The sequence below is a fragment of the Streptomyces sp. NPDC094034 genome (assembly GCF_040303865.1).
In the GTDB taxonomy this organism is placed as follows: Bacteria; Actinomycetota; Actinomycetes; order Streptomycetales; family Streptomycetaceae; genus Streptomyces.
Window position 1 is genome coordinate 97,728 of sequence record NZ_JBEOUD010000010.1, and the last position, 23,649, is coordinate 121,376.

The following is a 23,649-nucleotide window of genomic DNA, read 5'->3' on the forward strand; positions in this document are numbered from 1 at the left end:
AGGTGAACGCACACCATCGGTAAGGGGAACGAAACACTTCGGACACCGGCGGCTGGTACGGCGGGGGCTCAGCTGTCACGGAAGGGTTCGACGACCGCGCGTTCGCGCGGGACGGCACGATGGGCGAGCCGGTGGCTACCAGGTCCGGACGTCCATTCCCGGTAGTGGCGGAAGAGCATGGGCAGGCCCCGGGCGACGGACAGGTCGGAGCTGTCCATGGCCTGCATATGGACGTGCGGCTGGGTGGAGTTGCCGGAGTTTCCGCAGTCCCCGAGATGCTGCCCCGTGACGACCCGCTGCCCGGCGGACACCCGGAGTGACCCTTGCCGGAAGTGCGCCAGCGCGAGGTAGACCTCTCGTCGCGCTCGTCGCTCCGGTGCCCCCTGCCCCTCTTGTCCCCTTTGTTGCCCGGTCATCGAGATGATCACGTGGTTGCCTGCGACGGCTGCCACTCCCCGCCGCAGGCGCGCGCCCTGGCTCAGCGCGTAGGCCGCCAGCGCCGGCTGGGATCTGCGGGCCTCGTGGTCGGGTTCGCCGTCGTGCACGGCGACGACCACGCCGTCCACGGGAGCCAGGATGGGGCGCCCGAAGGCGTGGAAGAGTTCGGGCGATTCGACGGCGAGGAAGGTCCGCCAACCGCGGCCGGCGGCGGACCGATGGCGTGCGTCCACGGCCGTGAAGTCGATGGCGTACCGCCCGCCGAAGAGGTCCGTGCCGTGGCTGGGCACCCGCCGCGCGGGGCTGTTCTCCACCCGCCAGGGCCCCGTGAACGGCAGGGACACCTCAACGCCCTCGTCGCGCTCGACGCCTTCGGCACCCTCGATGGCCGAGCCGCTCACTGCTCGCTCATCGGGTGGAGCTGGGCGAACTCGTCGGCCATGGCGAAGCGCAGGAACGCGGTCCAGTCCTCGGGCTCGATACCGCGCAGCCGTACCCGCTCGCCCGTCCAGAACGAAGTCATCCCCCACCGGCCTCAGAGCTTGCCGGTGATGACTCCGCGCCAGGTCCACCCCGCGCCCAGGACGGTGTCCTGCAAGGGGTTCTTCAGGTCGGAGCTGTCGAAGCTGAACGTCTCGGTCGTTCCCGAGCCGTCTTCGCCCCCGCCGAGCGTCCAGCGCTTCGAGACCGTCTGCACCTGGCCGCGTTGGGCCTCGGCCGAGACGGCCAGCCTGGGGGTGTCGCCGTGCCACGTGACCTCGTACTGCTGGTCGAGGGATCGGACTTCGTTCTTCTCCCCGACCAGGCGCATACGGACCTGGAACACCCGGCTCACCTGGGTGCGGACGAAGAAGGTCTGCCAGGCCGGGTCCAGGATGCGCCACTCGGCCACCAGATCGGCGCCCTCCTCGCGGCCGTCCCGGATGACGTACGGGACGTCAGGGCTGTTGAGACCGAGCAGAGCCGCGTGGACCTCGGCGGCGGATCGCGGGGCGATGCCGTCGGCGGGGCGCTTGGTTCCGGTCAGCTTGTCGAAGAGTCCCATGAGTTCAACCTATGAGGAGTCGGTTTGCCGGTGCAAGGTCTGCCGGTGCGGGCCGGCCCGCGCGAGGTCCGCCGCCGCGGGCCCGCCCGCCCGAGGTCCGCCGCCGCGAGATCCGCCGCTTCCGTCCGACGCGCTACGAGGCCGCGCCGGTGTCCGGGCGGACGGTGCGCACGAAGTCCTGGAAGTCCTCCACCACGGAAGGGTGTTGGGCCACGGTGGCCGTCAGGACCAGCCGGATCACCGCCCGCTTCCGCGGATCGGCGACGTCCAGCATGGACAGATACACCTGGGACTGGACGAGTTCCTGGGGTGCGCCGCCGACGACGGCCGAGACGGCCAGCGTCTGTGTGAACCCGGGTGCGTCCGCGGAGCCGACCTCGCGGCTCCCGGCGACCACGACCGACGTGGTGGCCTGCCGCAGGCGCTCCACGGACTCGTGGGCGATCTCGGGCAGCGTCGCCGCGTCCGGGCGGTACTCACCGTCGATCGTGATGTTCGCGGTGAATCCGGCATCCGGTCGCGGATGCAGCGCGACGAACGCCGCGCCCGGTGCGCCGGCCTTGTCCGGTGGTGCGGCGCGCCAGCCTTCCGGCAGTTCGAACTCGATCGGTACGGGCAGGGTCGTGGGCATCTCGGGCCCTCCTCACTACGGCATGGGTCTGCGGGAAGTGTGCATCAGAACAGGCTGCCGATCGCATCGCCGACCGCTCCGGCGGCGTCGCCCACGGCGTTGGCCGCGTCGCTCGCCGTGTCGACGATCTTCCCCGGATCGACGGTGACTTCGAAGCCCACCTCGCCGCCGAGCCCGAGGGCGACACCCGCCCTCGCGCCGATGTGCCATCTGCCGTCCTCGCCCTTGCCGAGCGTCGCCTCGGCCTCGGCTCCGACGCCGGCCCAGCCCTCGACCGTGCCGCCCGCTCCGATGCCGCCGATGTCGGCGCCGCCCGCGGCGCCGGCCTTCGCCCCGGCGAACGCTTCCGCACCGGCCTGGAACCCTTCAAGGCCGGCCCCGGCGCTGACGCCGGCCTCGGCGCCCGCCTTGGCCTCCGTCCGCCCGTACACCCCGACGGGTCCGGCGTCGGCGGTGCCCTTGGCCGAGGCTTCCGCGCCCGCGAAGGCGCCGGCCTCGCCCCTGATGCCCTCGTTGGTGACGCCGCCGCCCGCGGAGGCCTTGGCGCCCACATAGGCTTCGGCCTCCCCGGCGAGCTTCAGCGGCCCGTTGGTGAGCGAGCCCTCCGCGGTCGCGCGGCCGAGGTCGGCATGCGCCTCGGCCTCGGCCAGCTTGCCGGACGAGACGTCGGGCCCGGTGGCCGATGCTCCGGTCCCGGGGCCAGTGGCGTCGGCCTCGCCCTCGACGACCCACCCGCCGTCCTCCGTCTGGACCTTGGGGTCCGGCTTCCCCGCCTTCGCCAGGTCGCCCTCGGCCCTCGCGTTGAACCCGCCGATCCCGATTCCGTCCATCGAAGCGTCGCTCGTCGCGCGGGTCAGCGCCCGCTTCACGCTCTGGTCGGCGTCGTCGACCGCCTTGACCGCCTTGGCTATGTCATCGGTCCACTGCTGCGCCTTCGCACGGGCGTCGGACAGCAGCCGGGGGTAGTCGGGGTCGTGGTGGAGGGCGTACTTGTCCTGTTCGGAGAGCTTGTCGTATCCGACATAGGTCGCCTTGCCGGAGCCGTCGACCTTGTAGTCCTTCTTCTCGGCGTCCTCGACCAGGTCCTTGGCCGCCTTCTGAAGGCGGGTCAGCTCGGTGTGCGCGTCCGTGAGAAGACTGGCGATGGCCAGCGCCTCCGTCTTGGCCGCCCCGTACTCGAAGGCCGTGGCCGAGGCGTACTGCTGCTGCGTGCTGTAGGCGAGCCCCTGCCAGTTCCCGTTGCCGAGCACTTTCTGCACGTTCGTCTCGTAGTCGGTCTTCAGCTCACCGAAGCGCTCGCCCATCTTCTTCCATGCCTCGGACACGTCCGTGAGCGGGGACAGATCGGACGTCATCACGTCCTGATAGTTCAGTGTCATGGCCGCTCCCCTCACATACCGTCGAAGCTGCTGGGGAGCCGCACCGCGTCCGCCTGCGCGCCGGTGGCGATGTCCTGGTTCTGGAAGGTGTTCTTCGCGCCGTTGAGCCCGTTCAACTCCTGCTGCAACCGGCCCATCAGCCGGTTCGCCTGCCCGCTCCAGGCGGTCAGGGCGTCGGAGACACCCTGGTCCAGGGCCCAGGCGGAGAGCCCTTTCAGCCCGGTGTCCTGCTTGATCAGCGGACTCGCCGGAGCCGCGGGGGCGAGGAACGGCGGCCGTACCACTCCGCCGCCCTGCCCCATGCGGGCGGCGGCCTGGGTGTCCGGAAGCATGTCTTCCGCCATGTATTTCGCCGCGCGCTGCTTGTCACTCGCCGAGCTGGCGAGTGTCTGCTCGCCACCGTTTCCGGTTCCCATGCGCAACCCCCGTTGCCCTTCACACCTCATCCGTTTCACGCCAAACACGCGCGTCACGGAAGTTCGTCGTGCACCCTACCTGCCGCTCCCGAGCCGAGACGGCCCGCCCGCGGCTCAAATGCGCTCATACACAAATCATGCACAAGTAAGGACGTTTGATGGGGCGACAGGGGGACGGAGAGCGGACACCGTCCCCCGGCACGTATGCTTCCTGGCGCTTCCCGCCAGTTCCCGCCACGACCCCAGACCGGAGTCCACCATGACCGCAACGCGGTTGCCCGCAGCAACGTCGATCCTCTCGGCCATAGCCGCCGGTGCGCTGCTCGTCGGCTGCTCGGCCTCGGTCGACGTCGGAACGTCCACTCCGAAACTCTCCGCGGACAAGCTGGCGACCACAGTCTCCGAGAAGCTCGCCGCCACAACGGGGCGGCCGGAGCCGAAGATCACCTGTCCCGAGGACCTCACCGGCAAGGTCGGTACCACCACCCGGTGCACGCTCACGGCGGACGACGGCAGCACGTTGGGCGTGACGGTCACGGTGTCCTCGGTCAAGGGAGACGAGATCAACTTCGACATCAAGGCCGACGAAACGACTTCACCGGCCCCCAACTGACCGCCGCCGCGCTCCATGTGCGTTTTCGCGGCACCTCGGCGCGGTGCTCAGGCGCTGCTCAGTGACAGCTTCACCGCGAAGCCGAGGAACAGCACGCCCGCCGCCGATGTCACCCCCGCCGACAGCCGCTTGCGGCGGCGGAACGTGGCGGCGAGGCGCGTGCCGCCGAAGATCAGGGCCGACAGATAGAGGGCGCTGGCCACATTGGCGAGCAGTCCCAGCAGCACGAACGACAGCGCGGGGTGCGCGTAGCCCGGGTCGACGAACTGCACGAAGAAGGAGATGAAGAACAGGATCGCCTTCGGGTTGAACAGGCTGATCACCAACGCCCTGCGATACGGCCGCTCCGTCGCCGTCGGCGAGGCGGCGGACGCGGACGCCGCCTGCGCGCGCTCGTGCCGGGTGCGCCACATAGACCGGGCCGCGCGCATCATTCCGATCGCGAGCCAGATCAGATAACCGGCGCCGGCGAACTTGACGACGCCGAAAGCCAGCTCATTGGCCTGGAGCAACGACGCGACACCGGCGGCGGAGAGCACCATCAGTACGGTGTCGCCGCACCAGACGCCCGCCGCCGCGCCATAGCCCGCGCGTATCCCGCGCCGGGCCGCCACGGAGAGCACATAGAGCGAGTTCGGTCCCGGCAGCAGAACGATCAGCACGAGGCCCACCAGATAGGTGGGCAGATCAGTCACACCCAGCATGGCCGGAGTGTCGCACACACGGACCAATACCCGCATGTGTGTCCAGGGGCGGCGAAAGGTCGGCGGAAAGTCAGCGCGCGTCCGTCGGTACGTACCTGCCCCACACCTCCCGCAACGCGTCACACACCTCCCCCACCGTGGCCCGCGCCGCCAGCGCCGTCTTCATCGGCGGAAGCACATTCGCCGTCCCCTCCGCCGCCGCCCGCACCCCCGCGAGCGCGCGGTCCACCGCGGGCCGGTCCCGCTCCGACCGCAGCCGCGCCAGCCGGGCCGCCTGCTGGGCCTCGATCGCGGGGTCGACGCGCAGCGGCTCGTACGGTTCCTCCTCGTCGAGGGTGAAGCGGTTGACCCCGACGACCACCCGCTCACCGCACTCCGTCTCCCGGGCGACGGCGTACGCGCTGCGCTCGATCTCACTCTTCTGGAAGCCGCGCTCGATCGCGTCGACCGCGCCGCCCAGGTCCTCGACCCGCGTCATCAGGGCGACCGCCGCCGCCTCGACGTCGTCCGTCATGGCCTCGACGGCGTACGAGCCGGCGAAGGGGTCGACGGTGGCGGTGACATCCGTCTCGTACGCCAGCACCTGCTGGGTACGCAGCGCGAGCCGGGCCGAGGTGGCCGTCGGCAGGGCGATGGCCTCGTCGAAGGAATTGGTGTGCAGCGACTGCGTACCGCCGAGCACCGCCGCCAGCCCCTGGACCGCCACCCGTACGAGATTGACCTCGGGCTGCTGCGCGGTCAGCTGGACGCCGGCGGTCTGGGTGTGAAAGCGCAGCATCAGGGACTTGGGGTCCCGGGCGCCGAACTCGTCGCGCATGACCCGGGCCCAGATGCGGCGCGCGGCGCGGAACTTGGCGACCTCTTCGAGCAGTGTCGTACGGGAGACGAAGAAGAAGGAGAGCCGGGGCGCGAAGTCGTCGACGTCCATGCCCGCCGCGAGGGCCGTCCGTACGTACTCGACGCCATTGGCCAGCGTGAACGCGATCTCCTGCACGGGCGAGGCCCCGGCCTCCGCCATGTGGTAGCCGGAGATCGAGATGGTGTTCCACCGGGGCAGCTCGGCGCGGCAGTACTGGAAGATGTCCGCGGTCAGCCGTAGCGACGGCTTCGGCGGGAAGATGTACGTGCCGCGCGCGATGTACTCCTTGAGCACATCGTTCTGGACGGTGCCGGTCAGGGCGGCGCCCGGTACGCCCTGCTCCTCGGCCACCAGTTGGTAGAGGAGGAGCAGCAGTGCGGCGGGGGCGTTGATCGTCATCGACGTGGAGACCCGGCCGAGTGGGATGCCGTCGAACAGCACCCGCATGTCGTCGACCGAGTCGATCGCGACCCCGACCCTGCCGACCTCGCCGCCCGCGAGCGGTGCGTCGCTGTCGTACCCCATCTGGGTCGGCAGATCGAAGGCGACGGACAGACCCGTCGTACCGTGCGCGATCAGTTGTCGGTAGCGGGCGTTGGACTCGGCCGCGGTGCCGAATCCCGCGTACTGGCGCATCGTCCAGGGCCGGCCCGTGTACATCGTCGGGTAGACGCCACGGGTGAAGGGGTACGAGCCGGGCTCGCCGAGCTTCTCGGCGGGGTCCCATCCCGCCAGCGCGTCGGGGCCGTAGACCGGTGCGACGGGCAGACCGCTCTCGGTGAGCCGTTCGCCGCCGGGTTCGTGTGCCATCTGCTCTGCTCCCTGCCTCCGCTGACGGACAGTCATGACCGGCCGGTCATGACGGACTGTAGCGGCGCGCGTACGGTGCGTACGGGGCACACGCGGGGGTGGCCCGGACACCGGCGCGCGGACACGGACGCCGACGCGCGGCCATGCGCGGCATCGCGGCAGCCCGAACGGGCAGCATGGCCGGAAGTACTTTCACTCCGGGGAATCCCCCGCTGGAATTCGTCTCCCGGCAGGGGAAGATGACTCCGGGGCAGGATTCCTCGCCCGCTTGGGCAACCTTGCCCTGCGGGGGACTGTCTGAGGGAACACTGAGGAACGCATGCCATGGATCACGGGAGAAACCGGGGGACGCCGAAGATGCTCAGGACATCCGCCCTACGCAGAGGGCTCGCCACAGCCGCCGTGCTGGCCGCGGGCGTCGGCTGTACGGTGCAGCCGCTCCCCGGGTCGGCCGATGCCAAGCAGGGCGGTGTTCCCGTAACGGCGAGCGGCTCCTCACCGGAGCCGTCACACTCGCCGTCGCGGCCGTCGCCGTCGTCGAAGCCGCCGACAAGCCCCGCCGTCCGCACCACGGCGGCCCCGACGCCCACTCCCGAGCCGCCCAGGACCGCCACGCCGCCCCCGGCGCCGACGCCGAGCCGCACCGCGTACCGGCCCAGAACGCTGATGGCGAGCGGCTCGGAGAGCTATCGGGTACGGGAACTCCAGGCGAGGCTCCAGCAAACCGGTCACTTCGCTCTCAACCCGACCGGCTACTACGGCTCCATCACGGTCTCCGCCGTCTCCACCTTCCAGAAGGACCGCGGGCTGCCCGCCACCGGCGCGACGGACACCGTCACCTGGCAGCGGCTGGTCGGGGTGACCAGGAAGCCGACCCCTGACGAACTGCGCCCGCCGACCACCAGGCCGGTCGCCAAGCCCGATCCGCGGTGCCTGAAGGGGCGGGTGATGTGCGTGAGCAAGAGCAGCCGCACCCTCACCTGGATGATCGACGGCAAGGTCAAATCGGCGATGGACGTGCGGTTCGGCTCGCAGTACACCCCGACCCGTGAGGGCACGTTCACGGTGGGCTGGAAGTCACGGGACCATGTCTCGACGCTGTACGACACCCCGATGCCGTACGCGATGTTCTTCAGCGGCGGTCAAGCGGTCCACTATTCCGCCGACTTCGCGGCCAGTGGTTACGAGGGTGCCTCGCACGGCTGCGTCAATGTCCGGGATCAGAAGAAGGTCGCTTCGCTCTTCGACCAGGTCCGCACAGGAGACAAGGTCGTCATCTACTGGTAGGGCCCCAACCATCCATTGAGCAACACCTACGGCGGCGGCCCAGGTCCGCGAGAGCGGCGCCCGCTCAGGCGCGAAGAAGAGGATGGCGCGGGCGGGACCGGGGGAACGTGTCCCGCCCGCGCCGAGTGCGCCGAGCCGAAGGTACGGGGGGAACCCCGGCTCTGTGCGCGGCCGATGACCAGTCGGCTCACTCTGTACTGCGCCGTGGCCCGCAAAAACGTCACACCCGATCTCCCGGAACCGTAAAGCTCCAGTTCAGGAGGGCGTGGGGAACTATTCGACAGATCCCGTGTGCGCGCCCGAACGGGCCGCGTCGAGGGCCGGATCCGGCGGCCGGTCCGAATCCTGGTCCGGTTCCTGGTCCGGTTCCTGGACCGAATCCTGGACCGGCTTCCGATCCGGCTCTCAGCCCAGGCCGCTCGTGCTCGGGGACGGCGACGGACCGGCCGTCACGCCAGGCGTCGGGACGGGCGTGGGAACCGGCGTGGGGACCGGCGTGGGATCCGGGGTCGGAGGCTCGTACGGCGCGGGCGTCCAGTACGGGGGCGGCGTGGGCGCTTGCTTCGTGGGCACGCCCGGTGATCCCACGAACCCGCCGCCGCCCCCTGTGTCGCCGTCGCCCTCGCCCTCGTCGCCCCCGTAGTCCTCGCCCTTGTCGTTCTTGACGCTGTGGCGCCCGTCGTCGCCGAGCAGCCGGTCGCAGAACCGCGCGGCCCCTTCGGGACCGTCGGTCGCCGACTCCAGGGCTTCCTTGCGTTTCGGGTCGAGCACACCGTCGCGGTAGGCGCGGCAGGCGTTGGCCGTCTTGTTGAACCACTCTCCGGACAGGGAGCCCGAGGGGGGACCTGGCTGGTTGTCCTTGCCCTTCCCCTTCGCACCGTCGTCTCCGCCTTCGCCCTTGCCCGCGCCGTCGTTCTCACCGGCGTGGCCACCCTCGTGCGTACCGCCGGCGCCGGGCGTGGGCGACGGAGGTGGCGAGGGCTGTCCCGTACCGGTCCCGCTCGGGGTGCCCCAGGGGTCGGCCGGGTCCCGGCTCCCCTCGGGCGATCCGGACCCGGAGGCGAGCGGCCTCGGAGAGGCCACCGCCGAGACGGAGTTGACGGGGGTCGGGTTGTGCTCGCCGCCGAAGATCGTCGGCAGTACGCCGGCGCCGGCCGCGACCGCGATGCCACCGAGCGCGCAGCCCGCCACCGCCGCGGCGAGTCCCCTGCGCATGGGGCGGGCGAACCGCGGCGCGCGTACGGCGCGGGGGTCCAGCGCGATACGTACCGTACCGAGCAGATTCCCGGCGCCCGTGCCCAGGGCGCCGCGGTCCCGGACGGCCCCGCGCGCGTCACCGCCCTCGGCCGCGGCCTTGCGGAAGGCGGCCAAGGCGGCGGCTTCGCCGGGAAGTTCCTCTTCGTGCGCGTATGTTTCGTTCGCGTATGTGACGGCGGTCATGTCCCGCAGGGCCTCGGCGAGCTGTTCCGACCGGGCCCGGACGTGTTCGTCCGCCGTCTGGACAGGCTCACCGCGCAGCATTCTCTCCGCCGCGTCCCTGTCAAGCCACGGGTCACGCTCCTCGGCCATCACATGTCCTTCTGCGTCCGCAGGCGCGAATCCGTCACACCCGCGGAGGCCGCGGCTCCGGGCCGCATGGTGCGTTGTGGGGGTACGCCACCGAATCCGCCGTCCTGACCCGGAGGGCCGAGGGACACCTCGGGGGATGCGCCGGGGAGCGCGCGGGGCGACGCGGCGGGGTGCTCAGGGGCGGCGGCATGGTCGGGGTTGTCGGCATGCTCGGGGTCGTCGGCGTGCTCCGGCCCCTCGTCGGAGTCGAGCAGTTCGGCGAGGCGTTTGAGTCCGCGGTGCGCGGCCGTCCGTACCGCGCCAGGCCGTTTGCCCAGCGTCTTGGCCGCGCTCTTCGCGTCGAGTCCGACCACCACCCGCAGGACGACGGCCTCGGCCTGGTCCTGCGGCAACCGCGCGATCAGTGCCATCGTCCGGCCGGTGGCGAGTGCCTCCATCGCCTCGTCCGCCGTGTCCGAATCGGCCGCTTTCCCGGTCAGCTCGGTCTCGTCGGCACCGATCGCGGGGCGTCTGCCGCGCATCCGTATGTGGTCGAGGGCACGGTTACGGGCGATACGGGCGGCCCAGCCGCGGAAGCGGTCGGCGTCGCCGGAGAAGCGGCCGAGGTCACGGGCGATCTGCAACCAGGCCTCGGAGGCCACGTCCTCGGCGTCCGGCTCGCCGACGAGGGTCCGTAGGTAGCCCAACAACCGCGGGTGCACCGCGCGATACACAGTACGGAAGGCGTCCTCGTCCCCGTCCTGTGCCGCGAGCACCGCGGCGGTCAGCTCCGCGTCGTCCCCCAGCACTCCCACAACCTGTCCTGAAATCGCGGCTGGTCACTGGCCGCGCCGCCCCACGCGACTCTGCACGCTACGGCGTTCCCGGGCCCGCGTCCATGTCTTGTACAACCTGCAACTACGCGCTGACATTCTGCGGTGTGACAGAAAACGCATCGGTGGCGCTGTTATGAGTACGGGGCCGTAACGCGGCTCCGCCGGACGGCGACCGGGGCCTCTCCTGTGGGGGGTGGCGGCCCCGGTCGTCCTCCTGTCTCCTCTCCCGATCTCTCTCCTCCCGGTCTGTCTTCTCCCGATCCGACCTGGGAAGGTACGGGCGGCGCGCCCGCCGCCGTGGCCAACCGCCGCCGAGGACGACTCATAAGCGTGCATCAGACCCTTTGTAGGCTGGACTTATGAGTGACTCTCCGCAATGGCTGACGGCGAACGAGGAACGCGCTTGGCGAGGCCTGCTACGCATGCACGACATCCTCGTCAATCGGACAGGTCGGTCCATGCATGAAGAGTTCGGTCTGTCCGGCGCGGACTACACGGTCCTGGCCGAACTGACACGAGTTCCTGGCGGGCAGCTGCGGATGCTCGAATTCGCCCGGATCCTCGGATGGGAGAAGAGCAGGCTGTCTCACCAGCTCACCCGCATGGCGAAGCGCGGACTCATCGAGCGCGCCGAGTGCGCCGAGGATCGGCGCGGAGCCTATGTGTCGGTGACCGAGGAGGGACGGGAAGCGATTACCGCCGCGGCCCCTCGCCACGTCGACGACGTCCGCAGGCTGTTCATCGACCACCTCACCCCCGGGCAGATCACCGTGCTCGCGGAGATCAGCGATCTCGTCCTCGAAAGAATCGACACCACCGGCTGAGCGCCCATGCGAGGGGCACGCCCTCAGTCGCCAACGGTCCGGTGTGTCCTTGTCGCGGGTTCGGCGCGGTGGGCGCACACCTACTTGTTCCACCTCTTGTTCGTGTTGTTGACCTTGAGTTCGGCCGCCGTCAGGTCGACGTGCAGAGGAATGCCGGGCCGGTTGCCGACCTTGATGAGGAAGTTGCCGAGGCCCGGCGGTTCGGTCCTGCGGCCGTTGGCCGCGTCCCAGGCCGACGGGGTGGACCAGTCGACCAGCAGGCGTTTCTCCGCCTCGGTCAGCTCCACGATCTGGGCGAGCTGCGGTATCTCGGCGGGCGGGAGGCCCCCGCTGACCACCATGCCGGCGCGTTCCACGAAGCCCTTCGCCTTGGTGCGGTCCTCCTCCGTGGGCAGCGCCAGGAGGTCGTCGATGCTGTGGGTGATCATGGCCAGGCCCACTCCGCGCTGGCGGTCGAGCCGGGTGAGGGCGTTGACGCGGTCGACCAGGCCGCGGCCCGCCTGGAGGACGCGCCACAGTTCGTCCATGACCAGGAAGTAGTTGCGCTGCGGTTCCAGTCCCGCGTCCGCGAGTTCGTGTGCCGCGGCGACCGCGCCGAAGCCGTACGACCAGCAGGACAGCAGGGCGGCGGCCTGGAGCAGGGCCTCGCTGTCGTCGATGCCGCTGACGTCGAAGCAGACCGGGCGGTCCAGTTTCATCGCCTCCGTCGTCGGCCGGGCGAAGGTGCCGCCCAGGCGGCCGTCGCCGAGCAGCGCGGTCAGTGAGGCCTCCAGGTTCTCCGTGATGTCCCGGTAGCGGGTCAGGTCGCCCCGGTCCAGGGCGACCGCCCGTACCGCTTCCGGGGCGTCCTTGATGACCTGCACGAGGTCACCGAGCACCGGTACCCGGCCAGAGCGTGCGTCGTGCCGGTCGTCCAGGACGTTCAGCGCGGTCGAGAGGACCGTCTCCTCGCGGTCCGTCGGCGGCGCCGAGCGCAGGATGGTCACCAGGGCCGAGACCATGTTGAGGCGGCGGCCGTGGATATCGGCGAGGAGCCGTCCGCGGGCGTCGCCGGTGAGCCGGGCCGCCGCTTTGCCGGACTCGCCGGGGTCCAGGACGTTGAGGTTGCCGCGGCCCCGCCCCAGGCTGATGACCTGGCCGCCGATGGCCCTGATCAGGTCCACGTAGTCGGGCTTGAGGTCACCGAAGATCAGCGGATGGACTCCGTAGCCGGAGAGGCCGAGGGCCATGCGCCGTACGACCGTCGACTTGCCGAGTCCGGGACGGCCCAGCACGAACATCGACGGGTTGGCCAGCAGGCCCGTGCGCATGAACCAGGACACGGGATCGCAGCACACGGTGGCTCCGGAGTCCAGGTCACGGCCGAGCGGCACCCCGACCATGGGGGTCCCGGCGCCCGCGCCGAACGGCCACAGACCACACACCTGTACGGAGGTGCCTCGCCACTCGGGTGCGGGATCGACGTAGCCGACCATGCCGCCGCCGGGGCCGGGCCAGCCACGGGCAGTGGCGCGGGGCGGACGGGATTGCCTGGTCATGCGTGCCATCGAGTCTCTCCTCATCGTTCGCCGCCGTCCGTCATGACGCGGACACGGCGTCATCGCGCCGACAGTGCGTCACGTCGCCCATGACGCACGTCACATCGCGTCGCGCACGGTCTGCGGCAGGGCGGTGTGCAGCGGGAGCACCAGTCCCAGGGGCAGGGACGCCGCGAACGCCGCCGCCTGGGAGCCGTAGACGGGCCGCACCGCGATCCGGGCCGCGGGGGCGAGGTTGTCGACCGCCGCGGCGGCCTTCGCCAGTTCCGGAGCGGAGTTGACGGTCGCCGTGATCAGCAGACCGAAGCGGATCACGCCGTGTCCCTGGGCCTGTTCCTCGGTGGTCCTGCGCGCCGCCACCACCTCCGCGTCCTCACGCGCCTTGCCGATCTGTGACTGCTGGGCGCTGAACAGCGCGTTCTTGTAGTCCTGTTGGACGACGCGGGCGCCGTCGGCCGGAGTGTGCGGGCGGTACAGAAGCGTGACCCGCTTGCGGGCGATGTCGCGGTTGGGCTGCACCAGCCTGGTCAGGACGTTGGAGAACACTTCGCCCTGCGGCGCCTCCGTCATGGCCCAGGTGACGCTGAACGCTCCGTCGTGCCGGTAGTGGTCCCAGGCCTCCTGGGCCGCCGTGGGCCCGGCGTCCCGCCAGGTCAGCCCGGTACCGCCGGTGGCCTGTGCCTCCTCCACCAGCGTCGCCACGGTCGGGTCGTAGGCGACGCGCACCGCCTCGGCGATTTCGGTCGCGGTCATGGGTACGGCCGTGCCGGCGCTGGTCAGCGACAGCCCGGCGGTCAGACCCGGCAGACGGGTGCCGATGTGGAGCGCCATGTCCTCGGCGCTGCGGCGGGGGGTGCCGGGACGGGCGGCGCCGGAGTAGGTCAGCGCGATGCGTGTGGTGATCCGCGCCGAGCCCGCGGGATAGGCGGACAGCACCTCTTGGAGCATCTCCGTCGCCAACTGAGGAGCGTCGGAAGCGGTGTTGGTGGCGATCTCCTGCTGGAGCCGCACGCCGGAGTCGGGGGCGGTCTCCACGGTGACACTCGCGGCGACGAGGTCCGGCTCTGAGCCCAGGGCGGACAGCCATTGGCCCCAGTGGGCGACCCAGGTGTCGACCTGCCGATCGTCGACGAGGGCGGATCCGTCGGCGTCGCAGGAGATGACCGCGGTGTGATGGCCGGTGGCCGGGATCGTGATCACGGCGAACGGGCGGCCGTATCCGTCCTGCGCCTCCGTCAGCGTCGACTCGGCCGCCAGGCCGGGCAGTCGGCAGGTGCCGTAGCCGGCCCGGCCCAGCGGACCCGACCGGTAGAGGTGGCCGCCGGAAGAGGTGGTGCGCCACCAGGCCAGCCGGACCGCGCCGCGCTTCATCAGCGTCCGGTCGTGCCGGTCCCGGAAACCCAGCGCGGCCGTGAGTATCGCCAGCGACAGCGCGAGGCTCAGCGCGGCCAGGAGGGAGACCAGCGTGGTCAGCACCACGGCGATCAGTCCGGCGAACAGCAGCAGCGTCGTCCCCAGGGACAACCCGCGCAGTCCGGAGGTGCGAGGTTTACGGAAGTTGCCGTAGGTACGTGTGGTGAGCTCGTCAGTTGTCATGGGCCTTCTCCTGATGGTCGTCGGGATGCCGCCGGACCAGGACGGGCACCCGTGCGGCGAACTCCTGCCGGTCCTCCGACCGCTCCTCGGACCGCTCCTCGGCGGAACTCTCCGGCTCCGACGGTGCACCCGGGGCACGGTCGCCGTCCGGCACCCCCCGTGCGCCCGCGGCTCCCTGTGCACCCGCGGCGCCCCGGGCGGTCACCGAACCCGCCCGTGCGCCGGTGGTCCCCGGACTCACCGCGGCCCCGGCCACCGAGCGGCCGGTGGCCAGGCTGCGCAGATGCGGAACGGGCAGCGCCCCGGTCGCCGCCACGGCCGGTCCTTCCGCCGTGGCGGACGTCCCGGCCATGCGCCCCCTACCGGAGACCGCCGCCTGGACGACGGGGGCGGCGAAGCGCATCAGCGCGGGGAGCGTGAAGCAGGCCAGGACGATCAGCACGACCCCGGAGACCATCGAGACGACTTCGTTGTCCTGCTTCTGGCCACTGAGCGAGAACGCCGCCGCGTACACGACGGCCGCCGCCGGTTTGTACAGCACGAACGCGAGGAGCCAGCCCACGGATTTCCGGAACCAGACGCGGCCGGTCGGAGTGGAGCTGGCCGCCGCCGCCAGGGGCAGCGTTCCGGTGAGGATCACCAGCACGGCCATCCGTACGATCATCAGGGCGATCTGCGCGACGGTGCCGGTGATCACCAGCACGGTCATGATCAGGACGAGGAACGAGGAGTCCGCGCCGCCCAGCGCCAGCATCGCCGACGTGCGTTTCTCGAACTCGCCCACACACTGCGCGACGGGTTCCCCGGTGGCGCTGATCTGCCGGCAGCCCGTGGACCTGTCGATGATCCAGACGCTGAACCTGTCCCCCGCCGAGGTCAGCAGAGAGACCGTGGCGACCCCGACCGAGGAGACCATCACCAGGTTGAGCATCCCTTGCAGGGCCTGCCGGGCCGAGTCGCCGCGGCGCTGCCAGGCGAGCTGCCCGGCCGCGACCAGCAGGCACAGGACGGCCGTGAACGAGGTGAACCACAGCGTGGAGCCCTGGAGGAACGCCACCGGCCCGGCGCTGTCGGTCAGGTCGGGAGTGCCCAGGTTCATCCACGCGCCGCCGAGCGCCTCGACAGTCGTACTCGCCGCTTCGGCGGCGCTCTCGGCGATGTCGTCGAACGCGCTGTCGCCGAGATCCGCCGGGACCGTACCGGCGCCGTCGCCCACGCAGTAGCCGCCGACCGAGGGGGTCACCCAGCCGAAGTCGCAGCCCGACATCAGACGCCTCCCCACTCCGTGAAGCCCGCGAGCGAACCGACCGGGACGGGCGCGGCCGGGTCGGCCGGGTACTCCAGCCGCCAGTCGCCGTCCAGCCAGAGCACCGTCGTGATCGCGGCCCGGAGCGCGCCGTCCGGGAACCGCCACACGGTCTGGACGACCGCGGTGCTGTCGTCGTAGGTGACGAACCGGAACCCGGCGATCTGTCCGTGGACACCGCCGTCCGGATCCGTGCGCGAAGTCTTCTCGGCCTCGGTCCGCCCGGCCACATACGCGTCGCGGCCGGCACCGACGGTCTGGAGGCGGGTCACCTTCCGCCAGTCGTCCGCCGCCAGATGGCGCACGCTGATCTGGCTGGTGGCCAGCAGTGCGCCCACGGGAGTACGCGCGTAGCAGCGCGCCACGTCGTCGCCGACCACTGCCGGACCCGACTCCTCGGAGGTGGGGAGTGCGACGGTGCCGAACAGGGCCCAGGTCACCCCCCGGGGAGCGGCTGTGGGCAACTCCTGGCGCCTGTCCGGCAGTTCGGGACATCCCTCGTCACCGGCGGGCGCGGACGCCGCCGGGGCGGTGGCGCCGTTCGCGGACGGCCGTGAAGCGGGGAGCGTGTCGTCCCGGCCGGCGGGGTCCGCGGTGAGGACGACCGCCCCCGCGACGACGGCGACGAAGCCGATGAACGCGGCGGCGAGGACGAAGCCGGGGCGCAGCCACGGACTTCGCGGCTCGCCGGCCCCCGTGTACGAGCGGGGGTCTGCCATGGTTCCTCCCATCCTGGTGGCTGGTCGGGTGAGTGGGTGGCCGGACGGACAGGACCTAGACGATCGCGCCGACGATTCCCGAGGCGGAGCCGACGAGCAGGCACGCCCCGAGGACGAAGCCGAGTCCTCGGGCGTGCTCGCGGCCGCCTCCGCGGGAGTGGTCGACCGCCATCCGGGCGGCGACGGCGAAGATGCCCGCGACACAGAGGACGGTCACGCTCCAGGCCACCCACCTGAGGACCTTGAGCAGGTCCGCGGCTCCGGGCGGTGCTTCTCCCCCGCCGACGTCGGGCACGCCCGAGGGCTGTGGGGACGCGGCGACGAGGTGGTCCACATACGGTGAGGCGTCCATGAGGGCCGCCATCAGGCTGGACAACTCGGTTCCCTTCTAAGCGGGTTGGGTGAGTCGGGTGAGGTCGCGGGCGAGGGACGCGCACTCCTTGGGGACATGAGGTTCGCCGAGCCGCCAGGGCTCCACCCACGGGATCTCCCACAGCCGCGGTACGGCGCCGGACACCAACAGCACCTGGTCCCGCAGGACTCGGGGGCGCCGGCCCGGGGCGTCGGCGACAACGACCAGACCCAGCAGGTCGATGCCGGTGACCATGCCCGAGGCCCACTGCTGGGCAGCGTTCCGCGCCGCGCCGAGGCCGCGCGCGCTGGAGCGGGCCACCAGTACCACCGCCTGGAATCCGGTGGTCACCGGCCAGGCGCGGCCGGCGTCCCGGCCACCGGGCACCGCCTCTTCCAGAGTGCTGACGCCCGCGCCGCCGTGTGCGCCGAGCCACCACCAGGACTGCCCGCGGCTCAGCAGCGGATGCGCGACGGGCAGCCCCCGCTCGGGTCGGGGGACTCCGGACCCCTGAGGTTCTCGTGGTCCGGAGAGCCCGGTGTCCGTGCCTTGAACCGTTCGCCCCGGTTTCCCGTTGGTGGCCCCCGAGGGATTCGCACGCAGCCAGGGATTGACCACCGGCTCACCCCCTGCCAAGACATCTCCTTCGGCCGTCAACGCAACGCGCCGATAATACACATGAGTTGCCAATTCACAAGAAACTACTTTTCTTGCGCCTAGGACAGATAAGGAACTTTTCCCCCATGCAGGACCGCATGGCTTTTCGGATGATTGCGCACCATGTGGGAGATCGCCGATGAGCAGCCTCCCCGGCCGGGCCGGATCGGCCGTTCTGGCCACCGGATTCGTCGTCCTGGGACTGGTCGGCTCCCTGGTCGGTCTGTCGGTGCTGGGCGCCGTCGGCTCGGAGCGGGACGTCGAGCCGGTGGGACTGGTCACCGGGCTCACCACCGACCGCGTACCGCCCGAGTACGTGCGGTGGATCGAACGTGCCGGCGATCTCTGCCCGGAGGTCGGCGCCTCGCTGGTGGCCGCGCAGATCGAGGCGGAGTCGGGCTGGGACCCCACTGCCGTGAGCCCGGCCGACGCCCAAGGGCTGAGCCAGTTCATCCCCAGTACCTGGGCGACCTGGGGCGTGGACGCGGCCGGCAAGGACGGCAGTCCCGAACCGGACGGTGTGGCCGACCCGTTCACCCCGGGAGACGCGATCATGACCCAGGCCCGCTACGACTGCTGGCTCGCGGACACGGTCAAAGAGATGAACATCGGGGGCGATCCCACCCGTCTGATGCTCGCCGCCTACAACGCGGGCCCGGGAGCCGTCGAGGGGTACGGGGGCGTGCCGCCCTTCCCGGAGACCCAGGGCTATGTCACCAGGATCATCGCGTCGATGCCGAAGTACAGCGGCGGCGAACCGGCGGAGACCGGCGGCGCGTTCGGCGACCGGGTGGTGGCCAACGCCAGGAAATGGCTCGGCACGCCCTACTCGTGGGGCGGTGGCGGTCCGGAGGGCCCCGGCCGCGGATTCGCGCAGGGCGCGAACACGGTCGGGTTCGACTGCTCCAGCCTCGTGCAGAACGCGGTCTACCACGCCGCCGGCGGCGCCCTTCTCCTCCCCCGCGTCAGCCAGCTCCAGGTCACCGCGGGCAAGGCGGTGCCCCGCGACGACCTGCGGCCGGGTGACGTGATCGGGTTCCAGCTGAACGGCAGCTACGACCACATCGGCATCTACATCGGCCAGGGGCAGTTCATCCACTCGCCGAAGACCGGTGACGTGGTCAAGATCAGCAACCTCGACGAGCCCTACTACGCGAGCAAGCCCCAGACAGCCAGGCGGTTCGGATGACTTACCCCCGTACACGGACCACCATCGCCTCGGCGGCGACGGTGCTCGCGATCGGTCTGCTCGCCGGTGGGTGCGGATTCGGCGGTGGCGGTGAGGAACGCGCGCGCACGGCGCCGTCGGCCCCCTCGGCGACCGGCACCGGCCCGTACCCGACACCGTCCGCCCCACGCACGGACACACCGGCGCTCCCGGAGCCCACGGGCGACGACGCGCCCCGGGGAGACACGACGCGGCCCCACGACGTCGACCAAACCGACGCCGACGCGGTCGGCGAGGGCGCGCTCAGGGCCCTGTGGACCTACGACACCACCACCGACAGCGGGCCCCGCGACGCCGAGCTGCGCGCCGCCGAAGCGGGGTGGCTGACCGGGGCGTACGCGGACCAACTACGCGCCCACCGGCCCTCGTCGGTCCCCGGCGCCCAGTGGCGGGAGTGGGCCGGACACCGCGCCCGTACCACCGTCGCGTTGAAGAAGACCGAGGACGCCGCCAAGCCCCCGGACACCGGCACCAAGGCGTGGCGGCAGTGGACCATCACCGCCACCCCGAAGGGGCGCGGACGGTGGACGGGCGAGCCCGTCGTCGCCTCGGTCTACGTACAGCTCACCCGGACGACGGCCGACAGGCCGTGGCGGGTCGCCGAGGTCACCGTCCGTTAGAGGCATTCCCCCGGATCAGGCCGGGTGTCCAACCGCACGGAAGAAAGGTCACGTCGACGATGCGCGACTCCACGGATGTACCCGCCTGGCCGGTCTACGACCTCACCGTGCACGACGACGGCCGGGTCCTGGCCTCGGGCCCCCTGATTCCCACGTCCGGGCACGCCACACGCGCCGCCGCCATAGAGGTCGTGGCCGACGCCGCCGCACGGCTCGGCCGTGCCGTGCGGGCCACGGCCACCGAACCGGGCGGTGTCGTATGGCGGTTGATCATCTCGCCGGAAGGAGAAGTGAGCGAGGTGCCGGGCGGCGGCGCGCGCACCGCGGCACCGAAGAAGCGCAGGGCGAGGCGCCCGGGCAGACGCTCGGCGAAAGCGGCTGCCGTCCCCGCCGCTTCCGGGCCCCGGCCCGGCGCGCCGAAGGGGACCGAGACGTACGCGGAGTCCCTGGCCCAGGTGCGGGACCATCTCGACGCGGGCCGTACCGACCAGGCGAGCGAGCTCGCCGCCCGGCTCGACACACAGGCCGCCGGCGTCCTCGGGGTCTCCCACCCCGAGGCCCTGCGTGTCCGCGAGGTCCACGCACGGGCCACCGCCCTGGCCGGAGACATGGTCGGGGGCGTCCAGTTGTACCGCGACGTGGCCGAGCGCTGGCACTACCGGGGGGACGCCGAGCAGGCCGAGACGGTGGCGAGCCACGCCGACATGCTGTGGATGCGGATGACGCACGTGGGCCAGGCGCTGGCCGCCGGCGTCGACGTGATCCGTATGCGCAACCAGATACCGGGCCGGGCCGGCGAGGCACTCGCCGCGGCCCTGGAACACCACACGTGGCTGCTGAAGGCCCGGGACGCGGGCGAACCGGGCGCGCGCGAGCAGCCCGTGGCGGACACACCCGCCCCGCGAGTCGTGGCGGACACACCCGCCCCACGAGCCCCCCGTCCCGCTCCGACCTGGGAGCGGCCGGCGGTGGACACCCGGAAGGCGGGCTGAGTCCGGCCCGTCCGACGAGTGCGCCTCAAGGGCCATCGGTCATGGCACCAAGCACCGCGTTCTGGAGCTGGTCACGATGGTGATCGCGTCCACAGGTGCCGAGCGCGGCTTGCCCAAGGTGATCCCGATGGCCTTTCTGTGCGTTGTAGAGGTAGAGACGATGGCCGCGACTTATCACATGGGAGGTTTTTATGGCTTATACGGATGAGCAGCTGGCAAATGAGATCCGAAATGCGCCGTTCACGCGGGGGCCCGACGGGAAACCCGCCCTGCCACCGAAGGGGAGTGAACTGGGGAGGCGCCTGCAAGACTCGCTGGTCAATAAAGCCGGGAATCTGCACACTGCCTTGCAGCCGCAGGCACAGGCGGCTTTGACCGAAAGGGGCTTTGCTCTTGCGACTGACGCGAAGGGCAGGGTGGGGTTGGATCCGGCCATGCGTCGGGTCGGCAGGGTTGGATTTCAGGAGCCCCTGACAGATGCTCAGCCGGCTGCTGCGAGAACCGGCCCCGGCTATCAGTCGGCCGGCATGGTACGAGCCAACATGCCCGAGGCCCAGCCCGACGAGATCGAGCACGCGGAAACTCGCACCCCCGGCACCGGCCACGGCCATCACCTCGCCGACTTTCTACGAGCCAACATGCCCAAGGCCCAGCCCGACGGGAGCGAGGACGCGGAAACTCGCACCCTCGGTACCGGCCCCGGCCATCACTTCGCCGACTTCCTACGAGCCAACATGCCCAAGGCCCAGCCCGACGGGAGCGAGGACGCGGAAACTCGCACCCCCGGCACCGACCCCGGCCATCACCTCGCCGCCTACCTACGAGCCAACATGCCCAAGGCCCAGCCCGACGGGAGCGAGGACGCGGAAACTCGCACCCCCGGCACCGGCCCCGGCCATCACCTCGCCGACTTCCTACGAGCCAACATGCCCAAGGCTCAGCCCGACGGGAGCGAGCACGCCGCTTCCCGTCCGGAGTCCGGTCCAGCCGCCGCCGACAAGAAGTACGTGGCGCCGGACAGGCAGTCCAAGAAAGCGCGTCGCCCCTGACGGGAGTTTCCAACAGACGGCGGGGCCGAACTAGGCATGGTCATCACCGACGTCATCCACCAGCACCTTGTGAGGACTCCTGCCTCGGCCTGGACATCGGCCGTAAAGCCGTTGAACCGATAGCGAGTACGAAGCGTAGTGGTGGGTGGTGGATCTTCTTCCGATTGATTGGATGCAAGCCTTATGCCTGATGAAAAATCCCCCGCGCAGGAGAAGCGGGATCGGGAGCGGGAGCGAGCAGCCGCACTGCGGGCGGACCCAAAGATTCGCCAAAAGCACAACGACGATGAGAGGAAACGGTTGGCGAAGAAGCGGGAAGATCCGGCGTACCGCGCGGCGGAGAATGAGCGGAGGAAGAAGAAGGATAAGAAACCATCTCGCGAAAAGAAAAGTCTGCTAAACGCGGATAGGCGGTCTGCTGTGCCGGAGCACGTGGCGAGGTGGACGTATGAGGATTATCGGCGGCATCAGCCGGGCTGGCCGGAGGTGCCGCCGCCGGGTCTGAAAATTGCGGTGGCGGCGGAGTCGGCCGGGTTGAAAATCATTAAGGCTCCGCGGCTGGTGTCGTTGAATGCAGCGCAGCAGGAGGCCGGGCCGTCGGGGTCGTTGGTGCCGCCTTTCCTCGCTGATCCTTCACTCGATTTGAACGATTCCAAGGTCCAGGACACGATCAAGAAGCAGGGAGTAGATGATCAGGCGTATAAGACGGCGCAGGATTGGCAGACAGCACTACAGGACAGCATGCTTATCGACGAGTTCGGAGCGGACGCGGCGCTTGATACCGGCTCGTTCGCCGACTCGACTCAGGGTTACGCCGACGCGGGTCCTGCCCAAGAGCCTGACCAGTTCGGTTATCTGTATTCCGACTCTTGGACCACTGTCGACGAGTTCGGAGCGGACGCGGCGCTTGATACCGACTCCTTCACCGACTCGACTCAGGGGTACGCCGACGCGGGTCCTGCCCAAGAGCCTGACCAGTTCGGTTATCTGTATTCCGACTCTTGGACTACCGCGGTCAATCCCGTAGCGTCCCATCCCCTCGGACTCCTGCCTGCCCAGGGAACGTTGCAGTCCCAGGCTCACGGGATGGGCGGAGCGTCGTGGCCCATCGAGACACAGACGGTCGAGAGCTTCCTACCTTTCGACACGCAGGGGGCGAGGGCTCGTGGACACCTGCCCGAGCAGCCTGTGGGTGAAGCCGCCGGTCGCCCCCAGCCGCCCCGGGGACAGGCTCCCCAAGGCAACACCCGCCGCGGTGCCACTCGGTAACCGGGACTGTCGGCGTACCGGCCTCGCCGTCGCCCCGAGACCCTCAAGGCCATCGGCAAGCCCGCGCACAAGGGTGAGTTGATGCTGCCCTGAAAGCGGTCGGGAAGTGCGTTCGAAGCCGCCAGTGACCACACGAGAAGGGAAGTAGGAAAAATGCCAAGAGAGCTCGACCGAACTGATCCGCGCCACGCAGCCATGGAACGTGCGGCGCAACAAGCGGCGCAACAAGCGGCGCAAGAACAGCAAGAACGCACGGCAACGGGCATGGTAAACGACATGCGTGCCGAGCTGGCAGCGAACCCAGCCGCCGTCTACTCCACATCGGAGCAGCTGGAGCAGGCGCTCGCCGTGAACAGGCAGCGGGAGACTCACGTCCGCACCCATGCTGCCGAATTGAATGTAACTACATACTCCGAAACAGAAGAGGCGTTTTCCCGCGCAACCGATCAGGCTCTGGAAAGTTACCGGGCTTCGCACGCCGCTTATGTGGAATCCGAAAGCCACGAAAATTACAATCGGATGCTGCAGGACGGTACCGTCTATGTTGCCCTTCAATATCAAGGGCAGCAAATCCTCGAAGATAGGTTGAATAATCTTGGCCGACAAGCCGAATCGACCCGCCAAGGTTACGACCCAGTCCGGGAAGCCGCGCAAGGTAACGCGAACGTAGCCCAGGCGGCTCGCGGGACCCTGCCGTCCGGCTCTCGGAGCACCTCACGGGAACAGCCGACGCAGGCATCACGTAGCGCCCACTCACAGGGCGGCGACAGCAGAAAGCGCCAGAAGCAGGGCCGCAGGTAGTCATCCCTGTTCGCGGGCGGGGACGTTGGGGGAGGTCCTGACGCTCCGGGCGGCGATCACGGACCCGGTCGGCTCCGTGGCGCGGCGAGGAAGGCTTGCCGGCCGCGCCTGCCGCGTCGGCGCGGCCGGCGC

At 70.3% G+C, this 23,649-nt stretch carries 25 protein-coding genes; 9 read left to right on the forward strand and 16 right to left on the reverse strand.

What is annotated here, in order from left to right:
- Positions 1 to 68 precede the first annotated feature (68 nt).
- From ABTZ59_RS12260 to ABTZ59_RS12285, 6 genes are all read right to left on the reverse strand, one after another.
- Positions 69 to 839 (reverse strand): M23 family metallopeptidase, encoded by a 771-nt coding sequence (locus ABTZ59_RS12260; RefSeq protein ID WP_351394817.1) that lies wholly within the window; start codon positions 837 to 839, stop codon positions 69 to 71.
- On the reverse strand, positions 836 to 961 hold the full coding sequence (locus ABTZ59_RS12265) for a hypothetical protein (protein WP_351394820.1): 126 nt from the start codon (positions 959 to 961) through the stop codon (positions 836 to 838). The genes ABTZ59_RS12260 and ABTZ59_RS12265 overlap by 4 nt, the downstream gene beginning before the upstream one ends.
- Before the next feature lie 12 nt (positions 962 to 973).
- Positions 974 to 1,483 (reverse strand): hypothetical protein, encoded by a 510-nt coding sequence (locus tag ABTZ59_RS12270; RefSeq protein ID WP_351394823.1) that lies wholly within the window; start codon positions 1,481 to 1,483, stop codon positions 974 to 976.
- Positions 1,484 to 1,616: 133 nt separating this feature from the next.
- Entirely contained in the window at positions 1,617 to 2,114 is a 498-nt protein-coding gene (locus ABTZ59_RS12275) for a hypothetical protein (protein WP_351394826.1), read from the reverse strand.
- A 44-nt stretch (positions 2,115 to 2,158) separates the two neighbouring features.
- A complete protein-coding gene (locus tag ABTZ59_RS12280; protein WP_351394829.1) occupies positions 2,159 to 3,493 on the reverse strand; it encodes a hypothetical protein in 1,335 nt (444 codons plus the stop codon).
- A gap of 11 nt (positions 3,494 to 3,504) precedes the next feature.
- The gene (locus ABTZ59_RS12285) at positions 3,505 to 3,909 is read right to left on the reverse strand and encodes a hypothetical protein (protein ID WP_351394832.1); all 405 of its coding nucleotides are present in this window, start codon (positions 3,907 to 3,909) and stop codon (positions 3,505 to 3,507) included.
- A 259-nt stretch (positions 3,910 to 4,168) separates the two neighbouring features.
- Here ABTZ59_RS12285 and ABTZ59_RS12290 point away from each other — a divergent pair, with 259 nt between their 5' ends.
- Positions 4,169 to 4,522 carry a DUF4333 domain-containing protein gene (locus tag ABTZ59_RS12290; RefSeq protein WP_351394835.1) on the forward strand — a complete coding sequence of 118 codons (354 nt, stop codon included), beginning with the start codon at positions 4,169 to 4,171 and terminating at the stop codon, positions 4,520 to 4,522.
- A gap of 47 nt (positions 4,523 to 4,569) precedes the next feature.
- Here the strand turns inward: ABTZ59_RS12290 and leuE are convergent, their stop codons facing one another.
- Both leuE and ABTZ59_RS12300 read right to left on the reverse strand, forming a co-directional pair.
- Positions 4,570 to 5,226, reverse strand: a complete 657-nt coding sequence (leuE, locus tag ABTZ59_RS12295; RefSeq protein ID WP_351394838.1) for a leucine efflux protein LeuE — start codon at positions 5,224 to 5,226, stop codon at positions 4,570 to 4,572.
- Positions 5,227 to 5,296: 70 nt separating this feature from the next.
- Positions 5,297 to 6,895, reverse strand: coding sequence for an acyl-CoA mutase large subunit family protein (locus ABTZ59_RS12300; RefSeq protein WP_351394841.1), 1,599 nt, complete (start codon positions 6,893 to 6,895; stop codon positions 5,297 to 5,299).
- A gap of 324 nt (positions 6,896 to 7,219) precedes the next feature.
- Here ABTZ59_RS12300 and ABTZ59_RS12305 point away from each other — a divergent pair, with 324 nt between their 5' ends.
- Positions 7,220 to 8,182 (forward strand): L,D-transpeptidase family protein, encoded by a 963-nt coding sequence (locus tag ABTZ59_RS12305; RefSeq protein ID WP_351394844.1) that lies wholly within the window; start codon positions 7,220 to 7,222, stop codon positions 8,180 to 8,182.
- Positions 8,183 to 8,587: 405 nt separating this feature from the next.
- Here ABTZ59_RS12305 and ABTZ59_RS12310 read toward each other — a convergent pair whose 3' ends face one another.
- Positions 8,588 to 9,751, reverse strand: coding sequence for a hypothetical protein (locus ABTZ59_RS12310; protein WP_351394846.1), 1,164 nt, complete (start codon positions 9,749 to 9,751; stop codon positions 8,588 to 8,590).
- Positions 9,751 to 10,539: an RNA polymerase sigma factor gene (locus tag ABTZ59_RS12315; protein WP_351395052.1), complete on the reverse strand. Its 789-nt coding sequence runs from the start codon at positions 10,537 to 10,539 to the stop codon at positions 9,751 to 9,753. The genes ABTZ59_RS12310 and ABTZ59_RS12315 overlap by 1 nt, the downstream gene beginning before the upstream one ends.
- A 485-nt stretch (positions 10,540 to 11,024) precedes the next feature.
- Between ABTZ59_RS12315 and ABTZ59_RS12320 the strand changes: the two genes are divergently transcribed.
- On the forward strand, positions 11,025 to 11,390 hold the full coding sequence (locus tag ABTZ59_RS12320; RefSeq protein ID WP_351394849.1) for a MarR family winged helix-turn-helix transcriptional regulator: 366 nt from the start codon (positions 11,025 to 11,027) through the stop codon (positions 11,388 to 11,390).
- 80 nt (positions 11,391 to 11,470) lie between these two features.
- On the opposite strand, the gene ABTZ59_RS12325 is transcribed toward ABTZ59_RS12320, so the two are convergent.
- The 6 genes from ABTZ59_RS12325 to ABTZ59_RS12350 all read right to left on the reverse strand — a co-directional run bounded on the left by ABTZ59_RS12325 (position 11,471) and on the right by ABTZ59_RS12350 (position 17,537).
- The gene (locus ABTZ59_RS12325; RefSeq protein ID WP_351394851.1) at positions 11,471 to 12,928 is read right to left on the reverse strand and encodes a putative type IV secretion/conjugal transfer ATPase; all 1,458 of its coding nucleotides are present in this window, start codon (positions 12,926 to 12,928) and stop codon (positions 11,471 to 11,473) included.
- A 99-nt stretch (positions 12,929 to 13,027) separates the two neighbouring features.
- The gene (locus ABTZ59_RS12330; protein WP_351394854.1) at positions 13,028 to 14,524 is read right to left on the reverse strand and encodes an SCO6880 family protein; all 1,497 of its coding nucleotides are present in this window, start codon (positions 14,522 to 14,524) and stop codon (positions 13,028 to 13,030) included.
- Positions 14,514 to 15,791 carry a hypothetical protein gene (locus ABTZ59_RS12335; protein WP_351394856.1) on the reverse strand — a complete coding sequence of 426 codons (1,278 nt, stop codon included), beginning with the start codon at positions 15,789 to 15,791 and terminating at the stop codon, positions 14,514 to 14,516. Before ABTZ59_RS12335 ends, ABTZ59_RS12330 begins: the two co-directional genes overlap by 11 nt.
- Entirely contained in the window at positions 15,791 to 16,549 is a 759-nt protein-coding gene (locus ABTZ59_RS12340; protein WP_351394859.1) for a DUF8175 domain-containg protein, read from the reverse strand. The genes ABTZ59_RS12335 and ABTZ59_RS12340 overlap by 1 nt, the downstream gene beginning before the upstream one ends.
- Positions 16,550 to 16,604: 55 nt before the next feature.
- Positions 16,605 to 16,925, reverse strand: coding sequence for a hypothetical protein (locus ABTZ59_RS12345; protein ID WP_351394861.1), 321 nt, complete (start codon positions 16,923 to 16,925; stop codon positions 16,605 to 16,607).
- A 12-nt stretch (positions 16,926 to 16,937) separates the two neighbouring features.
- Positions 16,938 to 17,537, reverse strand: a complete 600-nt coding sequence (locus ABTZ59_RS12350) for a DUF6668 family protein (RefSeq protein WP_351394864.1) — start codon at positions 17,535 to 17,537, stop codon at positions 16,938 to 16,940.
- Positions 17,538 to 17,697: 160 nt separating this feature from the next.
- Between ABTZ59_RS12350 and ABTZ59_RS12355 the strand changes: the two genes are divergently transcribed.
- The 6 genes from ABTZ59_RS12355 (at position 17,698) to ABTZ59_RS12380 (ending at position 23,517) form a co-directional block, all read left to right on the forward strand.
- Complete coding sequence (locus ABTZ59_RS12355) at positions 17,698 to 18,747, forward strand: C40 family peptidase (protein ID WP_351394866.1); 1,050 nt, start codon at positions 17,698 to 17,700, stop codon at positions 18,745 to 18,747.
- Entirely contained in the window at positions 18,744 to 19,406 is a 663-nt protein-coding gene (locus ABTZ59_RS12360; RefSeq protein WP_351394869.1) for a hypothetical protein, read from the forward strand. The genes ABTZ59_RS12355 and ABTZ59_RS12360 overlap by 4 nt, the downstream gene beginning before the upstream one ends.
- A gap of 59 nt (positions 19,407 to 19,465) precedes the next feature.
- The gene (locus ABTZ59_RS12365) at positions 19,466 to 20,398 is read left to right on the forward strand and encodes a hypothetical protein (RefSeq protein WP_351394871.1); all 933 of its coding nucleotides are present in this window, start codon (positions 19,466 to 19,468) and stop codon (positions 20,396 to 20,398) included.
- Between the two features lie 542 nt (positions 20,399 to 20,940).
- Positions 20,941 to 21,447 carry a hypothetical protein gene (locus ABTZ59_RS12370; RefSeq protein ID WP_351394873.1) on the forward strand — a complete coding sequence of 169 codons (507 nt, stop codon included), beginning with the start codon at positions 20,941 to 20,943 and terminating at the stop codon, positions 21,445 to 21,447.
- 183 nt (positions 21,448 to 21,630) lie between these two features.
- Complete coding sequence (locus ABTZ59_RS12375) at positions 21,631 to 22,716, forward strand: hypothetical protein (RefSeq protein WP_351394876.1); 1,086 nt, start codon at positions 21,631 to 21,633, stop codon at positions 22,714 to 22,716.
- A gap of 153 nt (positions 22,717 to 22,869) precedes the next feature.
- On the forward strand, positions 22,870 to 23,517 hold the full coding sequence (locus ABTZ59_RS12380) for a hypothetical protein (protein ID WP_351394878.1): 648 nt from the start codon (positions 22,870 to 22,872) through the stop codon (positions 23,515 to 23,517).
- Positions 23,518 to 23,649: the final 132 nt, after the last annotated feature.

Coding starts and splice junctions, on each gene's coding strand:
- ABTZ59_RS12265 (WP_351394820.1), bottom strand. CDS start 961: ATGACTTCGTTCTGGACGGGCGAGCGGGTACGGCTGCGCGGTATCGAG.
- ABTZ59_RS12270 (WP_351394823.1), bottom strand. CDS start 1,483: ATGGGACTCTTCGACAAGCTGACCGGAACCAAGCGCCCCGCCGACGGC.
- ABTZ59_RS12275 (WP_351394826.1), bottom strand. CDS start 2,114: ATGCCCACGACCCTGCCCGTACCGATCGAGTTCGAACTGCCGGAAGGC.
- ABTZ59_RS12280 (WP_351394829.1), bottom strand. CDS start 3,493: ATGACACTGAACTATCAGGACGTGATGACGTCCGATCTGTCCCCGCTC.
- ABTZ59_RS12285 (WP_351394832.1), bottom strand. CDS start 3,909: ATGGGAACCGGAAACGGTGGCGAGCAGACACTCGCCAGCTCGGCGAGT.
- ABTZ59_RS12290 (WP_351394835.1), top strand. CDS start 4,169: ATGACCGCAACGCGGTTGCCCGCAGCAACGTCGATCCTCTCGGCCATA.
- leuE (WP_351394838.1), bottom strand. CDS start 5,226: ATGCTGGGTGTGACTGATCTGCCCACCTATCTGGTGGGCCTCGTGCTG.
- ABTZ59_RS12300 (WP_351394841.1), bottom strand. CDS start 6,895: ATGGCACACGAACCCGGCGGCGAACGGCTCACCGAGAGCGGTCTGCCC.
- ABTZ59_RS12305 (WP_351394844.1), top strand. CDS start 7,220: ATGGATCACGGGAGAAACCGGGGGACGCCGAAGATGCTCAGGACATCC.
- ABTZ59_RS12310 (WP_351394846.1), bottom strand. CDS start 9,751: ATGGCCGAGGAGCGTGACCCGTGGCTTGACAGGGACGCGGCGGAGAGA.
- ABTZ59_RS12320 (WP_351394849.1), top strand. CDS start 11,025: ATGCATGAAGAGTTCGGTCTGTCCGGCGCGGACTACACGGTCCTGGCC.
- ABTZ59_RS12325 (WP_351394851.1), bottom strand. CDS start 12,928: ATGACCAGGCAATCCCGTCCGCCCCGCGCCACTGCCCGTGGCTGGCCC.
- ABTZ59_RS12330 (WP_351394854.1), bottom strand. CDS start 14,524: ATGACAACTGACGAGCTCACCACACGTACCTACGGCAACTTCCGTAAA.
- ABTZ59_RS12335 (WP_351394856.1), bottom strand. CDS start 15,791: ATGTCGGGCTGCGACTTCGGCTGGGTGACCCCCTCGGTCGGCGGCTAC.
- ABTZ59_RS12340 (WP_351394859.1), bottom strand. CDS start 16,549: ATGGCAGACCCCCGCTCGTACACGGGGGCCGGCGAGCCGCGAAGTCCG.
- ABTZ59_RS12355 (WP_351394866.1), top strand. CDS start 17,698: ATGAGCAGCCTCCCCGGCCGGGCCGGATCGGCCGTTCTGGCCACCGGA.
- ABTZ59_RS12360 (WP_351394869.1), top strand. CDS start 18,744: ATGACTTACCCCCGTACACGGACCACCATCGCCTCGGCGGCGACGGTG.
- ABTZ59_RS12365 (WP_351394871.1), top strand. CDS start 19,466: ATGCGCGACTCCACGGATGTACCCGCCTGGCCGGTCTACGACCTCACC.
- ABTZ59_RS12370 (WP_351394873.1), top strand. CDS start 20,941: ATGCCCGAGGCCCAGCCCGACGAGATCGAGCACGCGGAAACTCGCACC.
- ABTZ59_RS12375 (WP_351394876.1), top strand. CDS start 21,631: ATGCCTGATGAAAAATCCCCCGCGCAGGAGAAGCGGGATCGGGAGCGG.
- ABTZ59_RS12380 (WP_351394878.1), top strand. CDS start 22,870: ATGCCAAGAGAGCTCGACCGAACTGATCCGCGCCACGCAGCCATGGAA.